The 20,632-nt window shown below is 59.7% G+C and carries 19 protein-coding genes; 11 read left to right on the top strand and 8 right to left on the bottom strand.

From position 1 onward, the window contains the following. Window positions 1-27: 27 nt before the first annotated feature. Both C811_RS12385 and C811_RS12380 read left to right on the top strand, forming a co-directional pair. Complete coding sequence (locus C811_RS12385; protein ID WP_244874339.1) at window positions 28-711, top strand: type IV toxin-antitoxin system AbiEi family antitoxin domain-containing protein; 684 nt, start codon at window positions 28-30, stop codon at window positions 709-711. A gap of 127 nt (window positions 712-838) precedes the next feature. Beyond that, window positions 839-1,558 (top strand): nucleotidyl transferase AbiEii/AbiGii toxin family protein, encoded by a 720-nt coding sequence (locus C811_RS12380; protein WP_198010033.1) that lies wholly within the window; start codon window positions 839-841, stop codon window positions 1,556-1,558. 85 nt (window positions 1,559-1,643) lie between these two features. Here the strand turns inward: C811_RS12380 and C811_RS12375 are convergent, their stop codons facing one another. The 4 genes from C811_RS12375 to C811_RS12360 all read right to left on the bottom strand — a co-directional run bounded on the left by C811_RS12375 (window position 1,644) and on the right by C811_RS12360 (window position 6,564). After that, complete coding sequence (locus C811_RS12375; protein ID WP_016309990.1) at window positions 1,644-3,182, bottom strand: RyR domain-containing protein; 1,539 nt, start codon at window positions 3,180-3,182, stop codon at window positions 1,644-1,646. Between the two features lie 144 nt (window positions 3,183-3,326). Beyond that, window positions 3,327-4,103, bottom strand: a complete 777-nt coding sequence (locus C811_RS16710; protein ID WP_156997099.1) for a hypothetical protein — start codon at window positions 4,101-4,103, stop codon at window positions 3,327-3,329. A gap of 26 nt (window positions 4,104-4,129) precedes the next feature. Beyond that, a complete protein-coding gene (locus C811_RS12365) occupies window positions 4,130-5,101 on the bottom strand; it encodes an IS481 family transposase (protein ID WP_016308509.1) in 972 nt (323 codons plus the stop codon). Between the two features lie 92 nt (window positions 5,102-5,193). Next, window positions 5,194-6,564, bottom strand: a complete 1,371-nt coding sequence (locus C811_RS12360; protein WP_022926597.1) for a toll/interleukin-1 receptor domain-containing protein — start codon at window positions 6,562-6,564, stop codon at window positions 5,194-5,196. Window positions 6,565-6,750: 186 nt separating this feature from the next. Here C811_RS12360 and C811_RS12355 point away from each other — a divergent pair, with 186 nt between their 5' ends. The 5 genes from C811_RS12355 to C811_RS12345 are packed head-to-tail and all read left to right on the top strand — an operon-like array spanning window position 6,751 to window position 11,417. Further along, on the top strand, window positions 6,751-7,404 hold the full coding sequence (locus C811_RS12355) for a hypothetical protein (RefSeq protein ID WP_016309987.1): 654 nt from the start codon (window positions 6,751-6,753) through the stop codon (window positions 7,402-7,404). A 40-nt stretch (window positions 7,405-7,444) separates the two neighbouring features. After that, the gene (locus C811_RS16705) at window positions 7,445-8,044 is read left to right on the top strand and encodes a PIN domain-containing protein (protein WP_156997098.1); all 600 of its coding nucleotides are present in this window, start codon (window positions 7,445-7,447) and stop codon (window positions 8,042-8,044) included. A 2-nt stretch (window positions 8,045-8,046) separates the two neighbouring features. Beyond that, window positions 8,047-9,807, top strand: coding sequence for a CFI-box-CTERM domain-containing protein (locus tag C811_RS16305; RefSeq protein ID WP_016309986.1), 1,761 nt, complete (start codon window positions 8,047-8,049; stop codon window positions 9,805-9,807). 15 nt (window positions 9,808-9,822) lie between these two features. Next, window positions 9,823-10,506: a vWA domain-containing protein gene (locus C811_RS12350; RefSeq protein WP_016309985.1), complete on the top strand. Its 684-nt coding sequence runs from the start codon at window positions 9,823-9,825 to the stop codon at window positions 10,504-10,506. Next, window positions 10,491-11,417, top strand: a complete 927-nt coding sequence (locus C811_RS12345) for a PP2C family serine/threonine-protein phosphatase (protein ID WP_016309984.1) — start codon at window positions 10,491-10,493, stop codon at window positions 11,415-11,417. Before C811_RS12350 ends, C811_RS12345 begins: the two co-directional genes overlap by 16 nt. 726 nt (window positions 11,418-12,143) lie before the next feature. Here C811_RS12345 and C811_RS12340 read toward each other — a convergent pair. The 4 genes from C811_RS12340 to C811_RS12325 all read right to left on the bottom strand — a co-directional run bounded on the left by C811_RS12340 (window position 12,144) and on the right by C811_RS12325 (window position 16,561). Beyond that, the gene (locus C811_RS12340) at window positions 12,144-12,614 is read right to left on the bottom strand and encodes a hypothetical protein (protein ID WP_016309983.1); all 471 of its coding nucleotides are present in this window, start codon (window positions 12,612-12,614) and stop codon (window positions 12,144-12,146) included. A gap of 21 nt (window positions 12,615-12,635) precedes the next feature. Continuing rightward, complete coding sequence (locus C811_RS12335; protein WP_016309982.1) at window positions 12,636-14,096, bottom strand: RNA-binding domain-containing protein; 1,461 nt, start codon at window positions 14,094-14,096, stop codon at window positions 12,636-12,638. A 144-nt stretch (window positions 14,097-14,240) separates the two neighbouring features. Then, entirely contained in the window at window positions 14,241-14,765 is a 525-nt protein-coding gene (locus C811_RS12330; protein WP_016309981.1) for a ferredoxin domain-containing protein, read from the bottom strand. A 143-nt stretch (window positions 14,766-14,908) separates the two neighbouring features. Further along, window positions 14,909-16,561 (bottom strand): hypothetical protein, encoded by a 1,653-nt coding sequence (locus tag C811_RS12325; protein ID WP_016309980.1) that lies wholly within the window; start codon window positions 16,559-16,561, stop codon window positions 14,909-14,911. Between the two features lie 334 nt (window positions 16,562-16,895). Here C811_RS12325 and C811_RS0103810 point away from each other — a divergent pair, with 334 nt between their 5' ends. The 4 genes from C811_RS0103810 (at window position 16,896) to C811_RS12315 (ending at window position 20,589) form a co-directional block, all read left to right on the top strand. Beyond that, on the top strand, window positions 16,896-17,636 hold the full coding sequence (locus tag C811_RS0103810) for an ABC transporter ATP-binding protein (RefSeq protein ID WP_016309979.1): 741 nt from the start codon (window positions 16,896-16,898) through the stop codon (window positions 17,634-17,636). Further along, window positions 17,633-18,454: an ABC transporter permease gene (locus C811_RS12320; RefSeq protein WP_016309978.1), complete on the top strand. Its 822-nt coding sequence runs from the start codon at window positions 17,633-17,635 to the stop codon at window positions 18,452-18,454. Before C811_RS0103810 ends, C811_RS12320 begins: the two co-directional genes overlap by 4 nt. Window positions 18,455-18,612: 158 nt before the next feature. After that, on the top strand, window positions 18,613-19,503 hold the full coding sequence (locus C811_RS0103805) for a GH25 family lysozyme (RefSeq protein WP_016309977.1): 891 nt from the start codon (window positions 18,613-18,615) through the stop codon (window positions 19,501-19,503). A 24-nt stretch (window positions 19,504-19,527) separates the two neighbouring features. After that, the gene (locus C811_RS12315) at window positions 19,528-20,589 is read left to right on the top strand and encodes a nucleoid-associated protein (RefSeq protein WP_016309976.1); all 1,062 of its coding nucleotides are present in this window, start codon (window positions 19,528-19,530) and stop codon (window positions 20,587-20,589) included. Window positions 20,590-20,632: the final 43 nt, after the last annotated feature.

The raw sequence follows: 20,632 nt of genomic DNA, 5'->3' as shown, positions 1-20,632 counted from the left end.
TGACGAGGAGAGTTCAACTGAATCTTGATGGATGGAAGGCAGGTGCGTTCTTCCGATTCTCCTATTGTCCGTATCGACTTAATATGGGAAGATATTCAGCGTAAACGGACAAAAGGGGTGATGGGCGTGCAAGCTATCGTCGACTTGGCGGAATCGAACGGCGGTCTGGTGACGACGGCGCAGGTTGTGGGCGCTGGGATTCCCCGAGCGCGAATCTCGGACATGGTGAAGACGGGCGATCTTGAGCGTGTGCAGCGCGGTGTCTACTGTTTGGCAGGCGCATGGGAGGACGAATTCCTTGCCACCCAACTCCGCTTCCCCAAAGGCATCCTCTCGGACGGAACTGCGCTCTATCTCCACGGTTACGCCGATCGCGTGCCGTTTCAACTCACGATGACCTTCCCGCGCTCGTACGGGGCGACCAAGGCGCGCGAGGCGGGCATCGAGGTGCGCACGTGTGCGGATGAGGTGCTCGGTCTGGGACTCACGGCGATCAGGACCCCGTACGGTAACGAGGTGAGCGCCTACGATCTGGAGCGCACGCTCTGCGACATCGTCCGGGGACGTCGTGTCGTTGACGTGCAGGTGGTCAATCCGGCGATGAAGCAGTACGCCCGCAGCGGGGGGAAGGACGTTCAGAAGCTGCTGGATTACGCGCAAGCACTCGGTGTAGAGAAAAAGATACGCAACTACTTGGAGGTGCTGCTGTGAGGACCAAAAATGCAATGCAGCTCAAGGCTATTATTGGCAATCGCGCCAAGGAGAGCGGGGTACCGCCGCAGTTGGTGATGCAGAACTATCTGCTCGAGAGGTTGCTCGAGCGGATATCTCTCTCTCATTGTGGCGGAACAAGGTCGTCGTCAAAAGGGGGGGCATGCTCATCAGCTCGCTGGTGGGGGTTGATAGGCGAAGTACCAAGGACCTCGACGCGACAGTTCGCGGCTTCCCGCTTGCCCACGAGAGCGCAGAGAGGGCATTCCGCGAGATTGCAGCCGTAGAGGCTGATGACGACTTTTCGTTTGAGTTCGTCCGCACTGAGGATATTCGCGAGGCCGACGACTACCCAGGTATACGCGTGCACCTATTGGCCAGCTATGACAAGATGCGTTCGCCTGTCACCGTCGATGTGACTACAGGAGACAAGATCACGCCCGATGCTGTTGAGTACAGCTACCCACTCATGTTTGACAACCGCTCGCTCTCGCTCATGGCCTACCCGCTCCCTACTACGCTGGCGGAAAAGCTGGAGACGGTTGTGAGCCGCGGTATCGCGAACACGCGGCCGCGCGACTACTACGACCTGCGCACGCTCTGGCTCACAAGGAAGGCGGAGGTGGAACTGGGTGTGCTCCGGGATGCCCTTGCGGCTACGTCTGAGAAGCGCGGCTCATTTGGCGGGATGGGTCGCTACCGTGAGGTGATGGCTGAGGTAACTTCTGACGCTGTCATGCAGGATCGATGGACGGCGTATGCCCATAGGTATCCGTATGTGGGAAGCATGACCCTCGCTGAGGCGTGCGAGACAGTTGTGGCGATCATGGAGGATATCAGCTGGTAGGCGCGCTTGCGAATTTGCAGACACCCCCACCGCAGTGACGCGGCACGGAGGCGATGCAACGCGGATCCAAGGTATGGGAAGGAACTTACTTCACCACGGCGAGGTTCACGCTGGCGAGCAGGCCGGGGATGCTGCGCACGGCGGAGCGGTTCCATTCCTTGGCGCGGTCGGGTAGCTCCTCCCAGGGCACCAGGTAGGGGCTGCGCTTATGCTCCACGTCTTTGGAAGAACCGTAGCGCCAGCCGGCCTTCTGCCGCTCGCGCAGCCAACGGCGATGCTCCAGAATAGCGAGGCATTCCACTTCGCTGGCCGTGAAGGCGGCCACGCAGCGATCGGGATAGCAGCTGCCGGCGGGGAGCACCTCGTAGCCGAGGGTGTCCAGCTTGCGGTGGATGCTGCTGATGTAGGCGATGGATGAATCGCGCAGGTCGGCAGGAAGGCTGGCAAAAGTGGCGAACTCCTGGTCGGCCTGGGAGGCGATGCGGTCGGCGGTGTAGCGCATGAACGAGGTCTGGGCCAGCTCCGTGATGGCGTCGGTCTTCCCGGCATAGCCTTGCAGCGACAGCAGATCGGGCGAATCTACCAGCAGCGGCCGGGCGCTGGCCGGGCCGTAGAGGGAGCAGACGAGGATATTCCAGATGAGCTGCTCCTTGCTGATGAGCCATGGTGGCAGTGTGCCGCCGTAGCCGTCGGTCTCGAAGTTGGGACAATCCTCGCGGGCCTGCTGCACCAGGGCAATAAGCTGGGGGATGGCGAAATCGGCGAAGGGGCTGGGGTCGCTCGAGAGGTCGCGGTGGTAGGCGTCGAGCGCCTCGTAGCAGGAGTCGTGAAAGTACTGGCAGACGGCATCGTTGAAACCAAGCTCAAGGAAGCGATCATGAAGCGCATCGATGATGGCGCTCATGACGTCGCAATCGTCCCACCAAGGGCCGCTGACGAGGTCTATGCGATTCTGCAGGCACCAGGCGGGCAGAATGGAGAACAGTACGGTAAGCGCGACGGGGCTTGCCGTACTGAGCGTTTCGTAGGCAGCCGCTTCGGTTTCCATGGTTTGCAGGAGGAAGCGCAAGTCGGCGATGCTCTCGGAGGGTTCTTCCCCGTGTTGCTCTAGCTGCTCGATGGTTGTTCGGAAGTCAGGCAGCGGCCCTTTGCCCGCGCGCGTGCGCTCGTGGGAGCCCCGGCGGCGGTTGAGGGCGAAAGGCGGACAGAAGCGCTCGAAAGTAGCCACCGTCTCGTCGGGCGAGAGCGTGTTCAGCTTCAGGGTGTGAGCGGTCCACACCGAGACGGCATCGAGGCAGGCCCGGGCGCTTTCCGGATGCGTGCAAGCAGCGATGATGCGCGTTTCGTAAGCGGCGCGCCAGTAGTTGGCGTTGAACAGCAGCCGATCGACGGCCGCCTGTGTGCCGCGACGCAGTCCCGCAGCGTCGGCTGACTCAAGGCGCGGGGTGCCGGCTAGCTCCTCGTCGCGCTCTTCACGGAAGGTAAGGGACAGATAGGTCGCCAGAGCCACTTTGACGACCTCGATGGGCTTGAGGGCATCGCCGCGCTTCGCCGCCTCGCGTTTGAGGGCTGCTGCCACAGCGTCTACGGGGCGATTGGCCACCGAGCGTCTTTTGCAAGCCATCGTTGGCCAATCCCTCCTTTCCTCGAAAGCGCAAATCTGCCGTTTCCCAAACGATATGCTGCCTATGATACCCGCTGGCGAGCACTCCGTTGGGCAATGAGGGGTGGCGCTATGGAAAGCGGAGAGATAATGATCAGAGCTCTCTTAATAGCTGTCTGCGAGAGTGGAGCATGCTTGTTCCAATAATTCATCCAGAGTGAACTCAGTTCTTTGATCGTCGGATACGATATCGAAGCGATAGGCAAGCATGCGTTCGGGTTGGTTTGCGGCGTGGATGAGAGCGATCGCTTCCCCATTGCTCCTCATGCCGACGGCGGCTTTGTCGATTTGGTAGGGGATATGCAGCTCGTTCGCGTTACCATTCATTGTTGGAGAGAGTTCCAGGAATCGTAGTGCGAGTGTTCCGTCATTGAGGACGAGGAGAAGACAGTCGGAATTTTCAGTTAGGTAAGCTTCACTTGCTGCGACGATGGAGGCTGGAAGCTCTTCCCGATAGATTTCATCCCCCGAAAGGGGGTCACGTACAGAAAGTATTGCTCCCGCAGTGCATACGATGGCCAGATTGCCATCGGAAAAGACAAAGCAAGGCAAATTTGGTGTTCCGTTGAAGCCAATGAGGTTCGAGGAAGTGCCCGCAACGGAAAACGTGTAATTCCCCTCGTCATGCCAGAGTGGCTCGCTATGCTCATGGGTATTCCAAGCGGTGAATCCATAGGGGACCGTTCCCCCGCTTCCTTCCTCGGGGAGGGAGGCCGAAGCGCAGAATAGAATGCCGCCGAATTCGCGGACGGAATATGTGATGCTTTTCAAGGGATTGAGCTTGTAGGCGGTGCAGGTTTCTGCGTTTAGGTCAAAGCCAAGAACTCCGCCTGGTATTCCAAGGAAGATCTGGTTACTTTTTGAGGCAAACCAGCTCGGCAACGAGACTTCAGGGACGGAATCGAACCCTAGGTGTTGTGTGCCAATAGGTTGTTTACGCCGACGATGCGCGACATGGGCGGCAGGCCCCCGCAGGCGCTGTGCGGCCTGTCCCAATTATAATGCTCGATGAAGGCGGGGAGGGCGGCGCCCCTCCCCGCCTCGCTCTCCCACGCCCTGCCGTACTGCCACTCCTGGGCGAGCGTGCGGTTCATGCGCTCGACCTTGCCGTTCTGCCAGGGGCTGAAGGGCCTCGTGTAGACGTGGCGGACCCCGCGCCCCTCGAGCAGCGCGTTGAACTCGCCGCTGCGGTAGCCCGGCCCGTTGTCGGTCATCACGCGCTCGACCGAGACGCCCATCTCCCCGAAGAAGCCCAGGCAGCGGCCCATGAAGGCCGCGCAGGTGCCCTTGCGCTCGTCGGGCAGCAGCTCGGCGTAGGCCACGCGGCTGAAGTCGTCGACGGCGACGTGCAGGCACGCCGTGCCCGCCCCCGGCCTCGGCCGGCCGGCGCGGCCGCGCGCCCGCCAGCCCCCGCCGTCGGGGACGCGGGCCACCTTCTTGACGTCGACGTGCAGCAGCTCGCCGGGGGCCTCGCGCTCGTAGCGCACCGGCGTCGCGGGGCCGCGGCGCCGGACCTCGCCGGTCACACGGTCGACGTCGGCGAGGCGCGGCATCCCGCGGCGGGCCACTATCCTGGCGCAGGTGCGGGCGGGGACGCCGGTGGCCGCCGCCAGCGCGAGCGGCGCGAGCAGCATGGACGCGCGGGCCTCGGCGACGCGCTCCTCGGCGTCGGGCGGCGTGAGCCTGGCGAGCCTGCGCGGCCGGCTGCTGCGGTCCGCCAGCCCCTCGCCGCGCCGGCTGCGGCGCAGCCACTTGCACGCGGTCTGGCGGCTGACGCCCATCTGGCGGGCGGCGTCGGCCACGCCGACGCCGGATTCTATGCGGGAAACGAGGGTTTCCCGCCCCCTCGGGGTCAGCTTTGCGTTAGGATGCGATGGCATGGGAGGCCCCCTTCGCTGCGAATCTAGACAACTCACAGCTTGGCGGAGGCCTCCCTATTTGTCGCCACCCGGATGTAAACAACGTCTTGGCACTAAACACCTAGGTCTAGGCTCTGGCATTCCCTGACGTTACTTGTTGCGGCATCTATAACGGCAACATCCAGATTACCGTCTCCCATAAATGTTGTAAGGCCAAAGGTATCTTCATCTTGAGCGGAGGCGAAAGAGTCAGCGCAAACCTGTTCGTGTTCCCATACCAGGGTTCCCGTTAAGGCGTCGAAGCAGACCATGCTTCCATTGGCCTGCTGGCTCATCAACAAAAGATGCCGATCCCCCGTTGCTTCTAAGGACCATTCTGAAGGTGTTAATTCTTCTGGATGCTCAGCGTAGTCACCGAGATGAGCTGTAGCTGTGAGCGCGCCCTTAGATAAGCTGCGGAATTCAATGAGTCCAGAGTCGTTGAGCGTGGCAAACCAGTCGCCATCGACATCGTGGGCGACTGAGACAATATCTGAATCGGAGTCAATTGCATAGAGAGGGCGCCAAGTCTGATCGGGATCTGGATACACAAGAAGTGCGTTTTCAAGCGCCTCTTGAGCTTCGGGAACAAGGGGCCTGCTACGATCCGCTTCCGAGCTTGGAAGAGCGTCCAAGGCAGACTGGATGGCTTGCAGGCGCTCGCCGCGTGCGAGTTGTTCCTGCGATCGGGCTGCGAGGTATTTCGATTCAGCGATGAGCGCCTCCTCGGAAGAGCGTGCAGTTTGGTGGACTAGTACACTTATAAGTGCAATGAGGGCTAGGATGGCAAATGCTGCAGCTGTGATGAGCCTACGTTTTCGATTGCGGTGACGTCGGCGCAGGTCGTCATAGTTGCAGTTGGCGACGGCGGCTATGATACGCAGAAGCTCGGCCTTGCGCTTGTTTTTGGATTCGGGACGTAAGTCGGCTGCGAGGGGCTCGGCGGGCATTTCGCGCATGATGCCTGCGGCATCGGGCATCATGCGAGTTTTCAGGATGGGAGGGATGCTTTCCTCCGAACTGCCCGCAGCCAGCACGCAGATGATGCGCTCGCGGCCGTGAAGGGCTATGAATGTCTCGATTTCCCTCTGGATCCAGGCGCTTTCTTGCGTTTCCGGCGAACAGACAACGATGAGCGAACGTGATTGAGCTAACGCCTCTTGGATGCTGTCAGGTAGCGAAGGGGAGGCCGCGAGCTCGTCCTCGTCACGGAAGCATTTACCGAGGGAGCTGCTGGTCTTTGAGCGGATGGATCGCGCTGCACTGTTGCCCTCGTCGCCGGGCTGTTTAGCGACGACTCCGCGCGGCAGACGATAAGTCTCGATGGCTTTCTGCACCTGCTGGGCAACCTCGGTGTCTCGGGGTAAATGCCGATAGCTGATAAAGGCGGCGTAGGTGAAACTACTCGGCTCCTCATACTCAGGCAGCGACTCTCCGCGCCGCACACAATGCACGGCACCATCGGGAGAGAGGCTATGGTGGAGGGGACGATTCATGCGAACAATTATAGCGTGGCGGCTGTTGGAGTGCAGTTGAGCTGCTACGGCTTCTCATTGGGCAATCGGTAAAAGCGTCTAGGCGTAGCATTCGTTCAGCTAGGAGATTCGGCTGAGAGCGAAAAGGCAGATAGTATGAGGAAAATTGTTGGGTGGGGCGCTTCTGTTATGGATTCTGACCCCAAGAGAGTCGAAGCAAACGAAGCAGTCAAGGTCATTCCGAGCGAGGAGTGCAACTCGCTGTATGAGGTTCCTCTAGCGGAGATGAGCGGCTTTGAGGACAGAGAATTGCGGGGTTTGGCCGGATCTGAAGACCTTCCCGCTCAATCGTATTCTAATTCACCCTCTTCCCTAAAGGAGACGAGTCTTTTCGAAGCGGAGGAGGCGCCTGTCTCGGGCTGCATGCTGGAGTTGCGCTGTCGTCCTCGCGAAGATATGGCATCAGTTTCTAGCAATTTACGCTCAGGGGGCGCCGTTGTCGACAGGCCGTATGAGGCAAAGATTATTCAGGCTCTAGAAAAACTACGATTTGCGTGGATCAAGGAAAGGTTTGGCGACGTCTATTACGACATCTCGCATGCCGAAATGGACGGTGTCAAATCGTTGATAAATCAGGCCGCTAAGGTGGAAGATCTCGACTACTTTCAAATATCCCTTGCTTTGCTCGAAATCAGCGAGCAACGTTTCCGGAGTCACGATGACGAGTATCCTCGCACAAAAAGAGGTGCGGCACCGCATTTGCAAGAGCTAACTACCTTTATAGACGAAAAGTCTCAAGGGCTTGTTTGATTCATGCGGGGCATGTGATCTGATGGGCGCAAGAAGGACTTTGGAGATCTTCACTTTTATCGATACGTGTAGTCTTCTCGAATCGTGCTGGAACAAAGCCGATGGGGTTTCTGGTGCAGAGAGGTTTGAGTTTTCGCAAGCGAAAGCAGATCGGTTTTGGGGAACAGAGTTCCGGTCGCTTGAGACCGCGGGGAAAGTAATTATTCCCAAGCGGAATTACGACGAGCTTAATAAGCACGCCAATAACCTGGAGAAGCTTGATCTGTCGCAACGAGCGAAAGTGATTTTGAATCGTATAAGGTTGCTAAGCGCAGAAGGAAGAGTCGAGGTGGTCGGAGACCCCAATGATCCTTTTGCAGATGCCATTTTGCTCTCAGTGGCGTTAAAGTTTCGCACTCAGCGAAACATGATATTTATTACGCAAGATAGAAATTTAGCCGAGGATCTTGAATCAATTAGGCGCTTTAGATCGGTTTCGCCTCGAAAAGGGTATGACATAAAAATTAGGCGTGTTGCGAGAAGTGGCGCAGTAGAGCCTCATCGTGCGTTTGGGGGTATGCGCGGGCATGTTGGATCCCGAAAAAAAAGCACAAACGATAGAGCTGATCAAGTCGCTGGTTTGAATTGGTGGAATGCATAACTATGACAAAATCAAGAGCAGCCGATTCGTTTAAGCCGTCCAAGAGGATTCAGCCAGCTGGATCCGTTTTAAAACTATCCGGCGAGCTTCCTGGGGAGGGAGCCCGGAAAGGGGTGAGGCTGTCCATCCCCGTGACGGCGACAGACGGTCAGCGAGAGCGAAGTATATGGCTCACTCAAAAACTCGCCGAAGGCGGCGAGGGGGCAGTATATAAGACGAGCGTTAAAGGTTATGTCGCAAAGATTTATTTTCAAGATCGGTTGACAAGTGACCGCAGGGAAAAGCTCGAGATTATGATCAGTAAGCCGGTTTCGTGCCGGGGTGTGTGCTTTCCGGAAGCTTTGATACTCAATTCTCAGAGTGAGTTCGTGGGCTATCTTATGCGCGAAGCAAAGGGACATGAATTGGGCAAATCGGTTTTCCAGCCAAAACTCCTTTTGCAGAAGTTCCCAAAATGGAACAAGCGAGACCTGATAGACCTCTCTCTTACGATTTTGGAGAAAATCAAATATCTCAATGATCGGAATGTGATCATGGGCGACATAAACCCTGCAAATATTCTGGTTGTCTCTCCCGAAGAGGTCTATTTCGTCGACTGCGATAGCTATCAAGTTGCAGGCTACCCTTGCCCAGTGGGGACGGCGAACTATACTGCGCCCGAGGTTCAGGGGCGCGATTATAAGACCTTCTTAAGAAGCCAAGAAATGGAGAATTTCGCCATAGCGACTCTATTGTTTATGATAATGCTGCCTGGTAAGCCTCCTTATTCTGCGGTAGGCGGCGCTAGTCCTGAGCAAAATATTGCAGAAGGTGTTTTTCCCTATCCTCATAAAGAGACAGAGACTGATAGAACCCCGCCCGGGAAGTGGGGTTACATTTGGAGTCACATGTCTTACAAAATTAGGCTTGCCTTTTACGAAAACTTCAAAAAGGGAGAGAGTCATTTTGCGCCGCAAGCGAGATACAGCGTTGACCAGTGGATAGGAGCTTTCAGGGATTATAGGTACGCTATTGACAGGATGGTGCAGAATGACCCTATGGCACTCGAAGTGTTCCCTTCCAGAGAGAAGATGAAAGAATGCAAGGAATGCCATAAGATGTATGTTCCGAACAGGGATAACTATACCCCCTATTGTCCTGTGTGCGACTCAAAACATAACTGGCCAAGAAGAAACAATCCGGAGCTATCCCGACACAGGGCGAACTCGGCATCCGACAGTAAACGTTGTCCTTACTGTGGTAGCGTTCGGATTCCTTCACATTGGCGCTATTGCAATGACTGTAAGGACAAGGTTGTCGCGCAGCGTGAATGCGTAAACTGCCATAAGAGCTTTCCCGTTACGGTGAGCTTGGACGCTTGGGAGAAAAGCAGGGGAGCAAAACGCAGGCAGTGCGATGTGTGCAAAGAGGCTGGCTGCACGGAGGATCCGTGCAGGCATGCGACGACGGTCTCAAGGGCAACCCCAAGTACGTCGAAAATTCAGCAATCGAAAGCACCGGGACAGCCAGGTTCAGAAGGCTGTTACATAGCGACTGCCGTTTATGGTTCTTATGACCACCCTCAAACAATTTTGCTTCGGAGATATAGGGATGAAGTTCTCGCCAAAAGAGTCATAGGTCGACTCTTCATCAGGCTGTATTACTGCATTAGCCCCTGTTTGGTCAAAGTGCTTGGGAGTTATGACACGTTTAATAATTTTTGGAGAAAACGCTTGGATGCAATGGTTGAGGGTATCCGGGCAAAATATGGACTAGATATATAAGAGAGAGGACTAGGGATGAACGAAAACTTACTTGAGCTTGAGGACTTGGTGGACAATCCGACTCCGCGTGTGCCAGTTAGCCTGTGTCTAGACTGTTCTGGGTCGATGTCCGGGGCGCCGATCGCCGAACTCAACGAGGGCGTTAAAACGTTTTATGAGGCCCTAAACGCCGACGAGATCGCCCGCTATTCAGCGGAAATTAGCATTGTTACTTTTGGGCCGGCGCAACTGGAGACCGAGTTCCAGACGCTTGATCAAAACAGTCGGCCTCCCTTCCTTACTGCCGGAGGTTCCACTCCTATGGGCGAGGCTGTGAAAATATCCCTAGACTCACTCGAAAATCGCAAAGAGGAGTATCGGCGAAATGGGGTTGACTACTATCAGCCGTGGCTAGTGCTGATGACAGACGGCACTCCATACGGCGGGTCTCAGACGATGCTTGATGAGCAGATACGTAGAGTTCAAAATCTAGTTGAATGTAGGAAACTCACGGTATTTCCTATCGGGATCGGATTCGAGGCTGATATGAACGTTCTAGCGCGGTTTTCACCGGGCCGAGCTCCTCTCAAACTAAAGGGGTTGAACTTCAAAGAGTTCTTTGCCTGGCTGAGCAAGTCGGTTTCGAAGGTTTCTCAGTCGACGCCTGGTGACAAGGTACCTCTCGATGTGGAAGGCTTAAAGGGATGGGCGGAGCTCTAAAGTTCAGGAGGCTTAAAAGGCGGCGGCCTGCTTCGGTTCGTAGCCAGTGCGGTTTTGCCGCGCGCACCCGCTCTCACATGCGCCCATGGAGGATGGCGTGCGCTTGTAATGTTGGATCAAGCCATCTTGGATCAGGTGCTCCTTGTCAAGACCAGGTTCGAATGGAGCGATTTCAGAATGGGGTTCATGTAATAGCCTTGGCCGATGGAGCGGGCTCCGCGCGGTACTCGCATTATGGGGCGTTCGTGGCTGTCAAAGATGCTCTCCGATTACTGTCGGAGCATTTCGGCGAGGCCTTTGGCTCTCAAGAACAGAAGGAGAGTTTTGCGGGCAAGCTTATTAGGTATATCCAAAAGGATCTAATTGAGCTGTCTAGGATAGGGATCAACTTGACCGAGAAGGAACGTGAAGCTGGCGGTGTTCCCTGCAGGCAGCAGCTCCCTTTGGTTCCATGCGCTGCCAGAGATCTTGCGTGCACTATTTTGGCGGTCGCAGTCAAGGAGGATAGGTTTGTTTCAATTCACCTTGGTGATGGCGTTGTCGGAATGGAGTATACGCTTATGGGGAGAAAAAGACTCTCAGTCATAAGCGGACCCGAGAATGGTGAGTTTGCGAATGAAACTCATTTTGTGACTTCTGGCGAGGCCCCTAACAAGGTTCGCATCAGGTCGGGGAAATTAGAAATGGGAAAAAATAGCCATGTGACTGGGTTCATTGCGATGTCGGATGGGCCCGAGGTCGCGCTGTATGACAAAAAGGATAATTCTTTGGCTGTGGCTTGCGGGAAGTTGTTTGGGGCGTGCAGAGAGCTGGATGCTGAGATTATGGAAGCAAAGTTGCATCACACAATCGAGTCGGTCATTCAGCGCAAAACGAACGACGACTGCTCTATAGCAATTCTTGCTAGATGAGGGACCTGATCCTCGAATGAGACTAATTGCGCGGTGGAATTCTTAGCTTGAGCGGAAAGAATGATGACACTCGAGATGGTTCCTCTGCAGGTTGCCGTATTCTGATTGTAGATCAGAAAGCCTGCTGATGGCTGCTTGCAGCGGAGCGTCCGTAATGACGACGGAGGTGGGCTTCGAGCAAAATAAAAGCCCCAGAAGATGAGTTGTATCCCAATTCTTGGACGGGGCAATTAGCTGCTTAGACCGCACATAGGGATTGACCCTGGAATTCCTCCGGAGTCAATCTCCTCAGTTTAACCTGCCTTTCCAGTACTATGTTTTGCGTCGCTCAAGGTAAGTTCAAGTTGGTTCGAGCTCCTCGTCGTCTCGGCCGACAGTGTAGTTGCAGCTAGGCTGCCCCATTGATAGCAAGTGAGCAGCCAATTTCCATATGTAGCCTTAGCCGTCACTTGCTCGGGGTTTTGCGGCAAGGACGATGTTGCCTCGAAGACGATTCCCGCTTCAAAGGAAGTGATCCACAAAACGTTTGCTACTCAAATCGACGAGTTGAAAGCGTGGAGGACCAGTGTGCTTGCCAGCCTGGAGATCGGTTAACGCAGCGGAGGAAGCACCATGCGGAAGGCGTCGGGTTCGCTGACGTCGGGCAGGCGCAGTGCTTCGGAAATTTAAGGTTTTAAATATGCACTTTTACAAATATTTGGAATCAGGAGGAAAAGGAGAGCACACTTACAGCGCGCCTGTGCGGTAGGCCCGGATGGCGGCGAGGGTCACATCGGCGAAGTGCTGGATGGCGCCCACTTGAACCCATCGGCCGTCTTCCCGATAGCGCAGGGAAAGATTCCTGTTGCGGCCAACACGTAAGTGCCCGATGGAGAGGGTCACGTTGCCGGGGATTTCCCGGGTGTCGATATGGGTTCTGGTGCTCGAGCCGCCTAGGGCCCAGGCGGCGAGGCCGGCATCTGAAAGGCTGCCTGTTTCCTGATAGACGGCCAACGCCGCAATGGCGCCGAACCCGTCATCCTTTTCCTCCGTTTGATAAACGTGTCTCTCGGTGCGTCCCGGCAGGCCGGCGCACACTATGTGGGATCGCTTCGTGAAGTGATAGCACTTGCCGTTAACCGCAATTCCCCAGGTGAAAACCTCCCACGTGCCTGTTCCGTCCTTCGCCTGAAAGCATGCGAGTGCTTGGCCGGTCATAGAGCCCCCGTCCGTTTGTGTCTAGCGCCGCGAGTTTTTTGCGGTGCTTCCGTTTTTCGAAGTGGTGCTTGATTGCGACTCTCGACGATAGATGCGGCTCGGGCCGTTGCCATGGGCAAAGAGCACGCCTTGCTCGACGAGGTCTCGCATGATGCGCTGGGCGGTACGGCGGGAGATTCCCGCGTCAACCAAATCGGAGGTTCGCACGCCTTCGCTTCTTGCGGCCAACTCTAAGGCAAGTGCGGCGTCGTCCAGGGCTTTCTCCGCTGTCTCGGGGGGCTGGGCAGCGGGAAGCTTTTCGGCAGAAGAGCTCAAAGGCGCTGTCGGCACGAAGGCCCGGAACACCAGTCCCTCTTCCAGTTCGGGGTCGCGCCCGGTGTAGAGGCGGGAGTTCTTGAACAGCTCGCGGGTGCCGCTGCCCAGCTCTTCGGCGAGGCCAATGTGCGAGAAAAACGACGCGATAAGGGGATTTTTGGGCAGTGGGCTGAAAGCGTTGGGCTCAAGCGGCCCCTCGAAAGAGGCACGACTTGCGTTTTCGGTACGGATGCCCTCCGCGTCAATGATGATCTTGGCGGGGAAAGGGCTTGTGAACTCGCGGTGGATGAGGCAGTTGACGAGCAGCTCTCGCACAATCACGTCGCGAGCGCTTACGGCGAAGTCGCCCTCCATAAGGAAGCGGTCGAGCAGATGCTTGCGGCCGAATGCGGCGAGGTCCTGATAGGCATCCACCAGGTTGGTTGTCGCGGTGAGACGGTCGTCGTAGCGCTCGGTATCGCTGAGGCGGACGAGGGCGTCGGTTTTGTAGGTCGGGCAGAGGGAGCGAATGACCGCGTCCTTCCCCAGGAGCACGATGGCTGCCAGGTTGTATCCGATTTTTCCCGTCATGAAGTCTTTGCCGTAGAGGCCGGCCGATTCCACAAGCTGCTCGTTCGATAGGTGCGCCCACGGGTGGTCCTTGCGCTTTGCGAGCGCCATGCGGCGGGCGTTGTCGATGAGATCTTCCCTGAGGTCGTCGAAGGTGACATGCTCGAAAATACGCTGCTCGGTGAAAATGCTCTGCTTGCGGATGCAGAGCTCGGCCAAGGGCGCGCTTCCGCGTACGACGATGTCGGCATCCCCGCGACGTTCGAAGACCTTGCCCTTGTAGCTGTGCATTTGGGGACTATTGGGAACGTCTACTTTGAGAATCTGACGTCCGCCAACTTCGATGTGCTCGAACTCTACGGCAATGGGCATGTCGAAGGCATTGGGGTTGTTGAGAACGTTGAGGATGTTCCGAGATATGGGCAGCACGCTGTCGGCTGCTATGCCGCGCAGGCCGCCGTTGTCTTCTACGCCGAGAAGAATGCTGCCTCCGAAGGTGTTGGCGAAGGCGCAGATAGATTCGAAAAGATCCTTCTCAGGCTGGTTGCCGCATCGCTTGAATTCAACGCGGTCATTCTCGCCAGCCGCAATGATGTTCTGTAGCTCCTGTGCGTCCATGAATCCGTCCTTTCGGAATTGCGCCATGGCGCGATTATGGCGCGATTATGGCGCGATTGGCGCGATTATGGCGCGATTGGCGCGATTATGGCGCGATTGGCGCGATTCTCGCGGGCGCGCTGGCGCGATAGCGGCGCCTCGGCTTTAGCCTCGGTCGAAGAAAGGGCTTTTGGAGCTGATGCTCACGGGGATAGCGTACACCTGCCCTACTTCCTCCCCGAGCAGGCCAAGGCGGGCGGCGGCGGTGCCGGCGGAGAACATGATGCGGGTGTCCACCCCGTACAGCTGGGCGCGGGACACAGCGGAGCCGAGAGCGATGCCCACATCCACGGCGTTAATCTCGCAAGGGGCTTCCGCGGGCTTCTGGCCGCAGGTGGGAAAGCCGCAGTAGCCGCAGTTCAGACCCTGCATCTTGGCGCGCGTTCCCACGAGCACGACGCATTGGCTGCGCCGCACGCAGCCCGCATCGCGCAGGAAGAACTGGTGGCCGCGCTCCTTGCCGATGGCTTCCATGGCGCAGGCCAGCGTCTCCCGCTCGTCGCCGTCCACGACGGCGCATTCCACCACGTCGACGCCCTTGCCTTTCGGCGCCGTGCGCGCCGCCACCAGCATCTTCTGGGCGATGTCCAGTGCCTGTGCCTCTCGAATGGCGCGCTCGTCGTAGATCATGGGGTGCCTCGCTTCGCTCTCGATGGGGTGGTGGACCTCATGATACCGCAGCGTTGGCCGCAGGGGGAGGGGGCTAGTCGCGCTCGCAGCTTGCCCTTCTTGCTCGTGGCGAAGGCAACGTAGCCGTTAGCCTGGGGCTGCGCCTACTTCAGGTAGCGGGTGGAATAGTTGTCGAGGTGCTTGCCGATGTGCGAGACGATGATGCGGCCGGTCTCTTCGTCGAAGGCGAAGTAGAGGCGCAGGCTGTTGGGGCTGGCGTCATCGTTTCCCTTCGCCAGGTGGGCCTCCGCGTTGATGGCGCGGCCCTGGTAGGTGTCCTGGTACTGGGCCATGAGCCGGCTGTCCTTGCGGGTCATCTTGCCCGCGCTTCGCTTCAATTCGAAGGTCGATTGGCTGTTGAACTTCTTGGCGTAGTCGCCGGCATCGTGAGAGGCGAAGAGGGGGTACGCGATGGCGCACAGGTCGTGCAGGGCGTTCCAGACCAACGCCGGCTCCGTGATGCAATCGCTCAGCGACTGATAGGCGCGATCGGTGAAATCGACGCGATCGCCGTGGTGCGCGCAGAAGAGCCGAAGGATATCTTCATAGGGCAGCGGCCAGCAATGCAGGTCGTCGGCGCTTTCTGTCTGCCGCCCCGCCCGGCTGAGCTGGCCCTCGAGGGTCGTCGCCTTCGCTTGGGCCAGGTACAGCTCGCTTTCGAGCTCGTCGTTACGGGCCTTCAGTTGGTCGTTCTCGTGGTGCAGCTCCTCCAGAAGATCGACGGCGACGGCCTTCTCCTCTTCGGCCGCCTCCACCATGTCCAGGGCTTCCGAGACGGATTCGTCCTTCACCTGCTTCGTGTGGATGAGCCAGGCGCGGCGCCGCTTCACTCCGTCGGCCCGCAGCATGGTCTCGTAGAAGTGCACGTCCTGGGCCAGCGCCCGCCGCAGGATGCCGATGAAGGCCTCCTCGCCCATGGCCTCGATGTCTCGGGCCGGGAAGAAGCGGTGGCGGCCCGCGTCGCCGGGCTCTTCCACGCGCGGACGGCCGGCGTATACGCGCACGGTGCCATGACAGCAGCGAAAGGCCAGGTCGGGAATGCACGCGCGCATCTCCTGGGTGAATGCCCCGTCCTGGGAATAGCACACGAAGGCCGAGGGGCCCAAGGCCGCGGCCACCCGTTTCGGGTCTACGGCGAAGAAAGGTTCGTCGCTGCCGGGCTCGAAACGGGGGCTGATGTAGACGAGGGGCGTCTCCCGCTCGCCATCGGCGATGAAGTTCCACAGATCTTTGAACTGCCCCACGTGCAGCAAGGTGGGCTCAAGGGACAAAGGCCGGCCCGAGGCGGTGCTGATGAGGCGGTCGTTTTCCAGAATGGTCCGGATGAAGCCGGGGAAAGTGAGCGAGGGCTCGGGCTGGCAGGGGCCGAGGAAGCCCGGCGTGTCGCCATAGGACAGGGCGACGGCCACCGAGCCCGCATCTACGGCCGTCCAGGCGAAGGAGATCTCGGTCGTCCAGTGACGCGGGGCCGCACCAGGCTCCTCGGCGATCTCCTCGATGGTGAGGGCCCAGTAGTTCCCGCCGTCTTCCAGGCACAGCTCCGAACGGAAACGGACGGGGCAGCCTTCCTGGAAGGGCACGCGGCCTGTTCGCTTGAGGGCGCTCCAGAAGGCTGCTTCCCGGGGAAGGGCCGGGTACTTGCGCGTGGCCCACGCCCGCAGGCTGCACAGAAGGCTCCACAGGGCATCGTCGCCCTCATCCGTCGTGCGAATGTCGAACGCCGTTTTGTAGAACATGGTCTTGTTCAGATCATGCATGGAAGCCTCTTCTCGGTGCGATTCCGTCGAGCAGTTACGATGATGGTTTCCATAATAATAGGACGGGGCCTGGGGCCTCAAGAGATTGTGGGCGAAGAGGTGTTTGCAGGCATGGCTGCGAAAGAGCCGAAGGGGGCCGGCGGCGGTATCAAGCGAATGGGCTGCCTGCGAGCGGGCCCCGCGTGAGGAGTGGCGCGGGGCCCGGGGAGGAAGGGCGGAAGGGGCCGGGTGGTCGGCTGAGCTGCGGGGTTCGCGCGGTGCCGCCAGTTGCCGGGGAGGTCACGGTTGGCGGTGCGCGGCCCCCATGGCGGGCGGGGTCGGGTAGCATGGGGCCATGACCGTGTTTGAAGCCCGACATATCGGCGTGCAATACCAGCGCAACGGAGAGCCCTTCGCCCCTTTCTCGGACGTGAGCCTTGCCTTGGAGGGCGGCCGGATGTACAACCTCACCGGCCCGTCGGGGTCGGGGAAGTCTACGCTGCTGGCGGCCTGCGCCCTCATGCTGCCGCGCTCGGGCGGATCCCTTGCCTTGAACGGCGTGCCCTTCGATCGCTTTCATCCCACCGAATGGCGCCGGCGTGTGTGCCTGGTGCCCCAGGCTTCGGCTTTGGTGCCGGGCACCGTGCGGGACAATCTGCGGTTTCCCTGGACGCTGAAGGTGAATGCCGGCACGGAGCCGCCGAGCGATGAGTTCCTCGAGGAGCTGCTGGCCCTCGCGCAGCTTAACGGGGTGACCCTCGACCACAGTGCGGCCCAGCTCTCGGGCGGCCAGCAGGCCCGGGTGGCGCTGCTGCGGGCCTTCGCCACGCGCCCGACCGTGATGCTGCTCGACGAGGTGGAGGCGGCCCTCGATGAGGAATCTGCCGTGGCGGTGAGCCGCCTGACCCGGGCGCTGCTGACCGGCGCCACCACCTGCCTGCGCATTCGCCACCGGGCCGACGACGGCTACGCCTGCGGAACGTTCACCTTGGCCGATGGCGCGATCAGCTACGAGGCCCATCCCGTGACTGCCGACAACACCCCAGTGGCGGGGACGGGGGCCGCGGTCGGGATCCTAGAGGGGGCGAGTCGATGACTGGCGGCGTGGTGAACATCGGCTACGGGGAGCTCGTAGGGGCGAGCCTGCTCATGCTGGTGGCCGGTATCGTGTCGTGGCGGCTGCGGCTTGGTCAGACTCGGCGCATCGCCGTCTCCACGGTGCGAGCCTTCGTGCAGCTTCTGGCCATGGGGCTTCTGCTCGTGTACCTCTTTCGCTATCAGACCTGGTGGCTCGTGGGGCTCGTGCTCGTGGGTATGTGCATCGCGGCCGCGCAGATTGCCACAGGGCGCACCAAGAACGTCATGGGCGGGCTGTGGGCCGACACCTTCGCCTCCATCACGGTGTCTTCGCTCGCCATCTCGTTCATCGTAGTGGAAGGCGTTATCCACGCCGATCCGTGGTACAACGCCATGCAGCTCGTGCCCATAACGGGCATGATGCTGGGCAACACGCTGTCCGCCTCGGCCGTGGCCACCGATCGGCTGCTGGCCTCCATGGATTCGCGGGCGAGCGAGATATACACCATGGTGGCCCTGGGCGCCACGCCGCGCGAGGCGGCGTTTCCCTCCATCAAGGCGGCGGTGGGTGCGGGTATGACCCCGACGCTCGCCCAGCTATCGGCTGCGGGCATCGTGCAGATTCCCGGTATGATGTCGGGCCAGATCCTCGCCGGCGCCGACCCCATCATCGCGGCGAAGTACCAGATCGTCGTGCTGCTCATGGTGTCGGCGGCCACTACGCTGTCCATCGTCGTGATGTGCTTCCTTGCCTACAAGAAGCGCTTCGCGGCCGAGGGCTACTTCCTCGACCCTGCCCTGCGCGACGATATCGGCTCCCGGGGCTCGGGACGCTAAGCCGGTCTGCCTGCGGCCGAGGCCCGGCGGGCGTGCGGGCCGCGGCGATGAGCGGGCCGTTTCCTTCCGCGATTCGCATGAAGAGGCCTGCGAAGCGCTGAGGTGGTTTACAATAGGCGCCGTCAGTTTTTAAGTTCTTTGGGAAAGAAGGCTCTACCGTGCCGGCACGAACCATGACTCCGCGCTCCTGCGCCCCCGCGCAGCGAGGGGAGACGGCACCCGCGATCGCACCGGTCGCGGCCCTGCTCACGCGCCGGGCGTTTCTGGGGGTTGCCGTGGCGACGGCGTGCGCGGGAGCGTCGCTGCTCGTGGGCTGCGGCTCGGGCGGAGCGCCGGGCGCGGCGGCTCCGGTCGACATCCCCTGCCCCTATGATTGGGCGAATTTGCGGTGGGAAGAGGGGCGGCCGGTCTATTACGAAGGAGATCAGGCGCGTTCCCGGTGGGGTGTGGATGTGTCTGAGCACCAGCGCGCCATGGATTGGGAGGCGGTGGCCGGGGCCGGCGCGCAGTTCGCCTTCGTGCGCATCGGCAACCGCGGCGCTACCGAGGGCAAGCTGGACGTGGACGAGTTCTTTTTCCAGAATGTAGATGGAGCGACGAGGGCCGGTGTGCCGCTGAGCGCCTATTTCTTCTCCCAGTCGGTTAATGAAGACGAGGCTCGTGAAGAGGCGGCCTTTGCCATCGAGCAGCTGCGCGTCGCCATGGAGCAGGGGGCCTCCTTCCAATTCGTTGCCTACGACCACGAACCCGTGGATATCGAGGGGGCCCGGGCCAACGACTTGCCGGCGGAGCAGTTCGCAGCCAACGCGCGCGCCTTCTGTGACACGGTGGCCGAAGCGGGGTTTGAGCCCATGGTCTATGGCAATCAGAGCGATTTGGGCCGTCTGACCGTAGAGGAGCGCCGCGCGTGGCCCCTGTGGCTGGCAGAATACGGGGTGGAGGCGCCGACGGCACCCTACGCGTTCGCCCTGTGGCAGTACACCAACAAGGGTACCGTGCCCGGCATCGACACCGACGCCGATCTGAACATCTGGTTCGAGACCCGCTAGAAGAAACTCAACAGAAGGAGCTCCATGAACATCAACAAGGCCATTCTCCATGTGTTTGACTTCGTGTCCTGTGTGAACGTGTTCGCCCAGACGGAGATGGACTTGGGCAACAAGACGGCGAAGCGCTACGTGACGAGCCAGGCCAAGCGGGCCGTGGGCAATCTGGACAGCAAGCGCGGCACCTTCGCCGAGAACAGCCTGTTCGCCGAGGAGCTGCGGGCCTACTTCCGCGGCGAGCGCGACTTCGTGGGGCTTACCCGGCAGATCGGCGAGTTTTTCGTGGGCGAGTTGTCGCGTATGGAGAAGACGCCCTCGTGCGACCTGCTCGTCATCGACTTCGAGGGCGACCTGGACCAAACGGTGCGCGAGATGACCGACGAGGAGGCCGAGGCCGCCTTCAAGGGCCGCGGCACGCGGTACTTCGCCATCATATTGCTGGAGGCCCGTCAGGCCTACATGCACGAGGTGGGCTCCAACGATTTCGGCGATGCGGCCACTACCATCGCGCGGCACCATGCCATTCTGCCGAATCCGTCCCAGAAGGTGGCGTCGTTCGCGCTCATCGACGGCGATGCCATGACCGTGTGGTTCGTGGACAAGGAGCGCGAGATTGCCGGCGAGAAGCGTTGGCTCATTCCCGACGGCCTGCTGCAGTGCTCCATGGAGGCCTCGAGCAAGGAAGTGCTCGAGGCCGTGACCACCGTGGTGGAGGAAGTGGCCGAGGAATACGGGGCGAACACGGCCCGGGCGCTCGCCCGCGCGAAGTCCTACGTGGCCGAGAACGCCGAGGACTCCGACGAGGTGGACGCCCATGAGCTGGGACGCGAGGTGTTCGCCGACGAGCCGGTGCTCCAGGAGCGCTTCGATCGCGCGGTGGACGCCGGGGCCATTCCCGAGCGCGTGGTGGTGGAGAAGGCCGTGGCGAAGCGGGTCACCAAGAACCACAAGATACGCACCGACACGGGCATCGAGCTGACCTTTCCGGCCGAGTACGGCGAGAACCCCGACTTCATCGAATTCTTCAGCACGCCGGACGGCCGCATCGAGATCGCGCTGAAGAACATCGGCGCCATCGAGAACCGCTAGGGGATCCGGGGCACGGTCGAGCGTTAGGGGGGCATCGAGAGAT

Source organism: Adlercreutzia caecimuris B7 (assembly GCF_000403355.2).
Classification (GTDB): Bacteria; Actinomycetota; Coriobacteriia; order Coriobacteriales; family Eggerthellaceae; genus Adlercreutzia; species Adlercreutzia caecimuris.
This window is presented reverse-complemented; position numbering and strand designations above follow the sequence as displayed.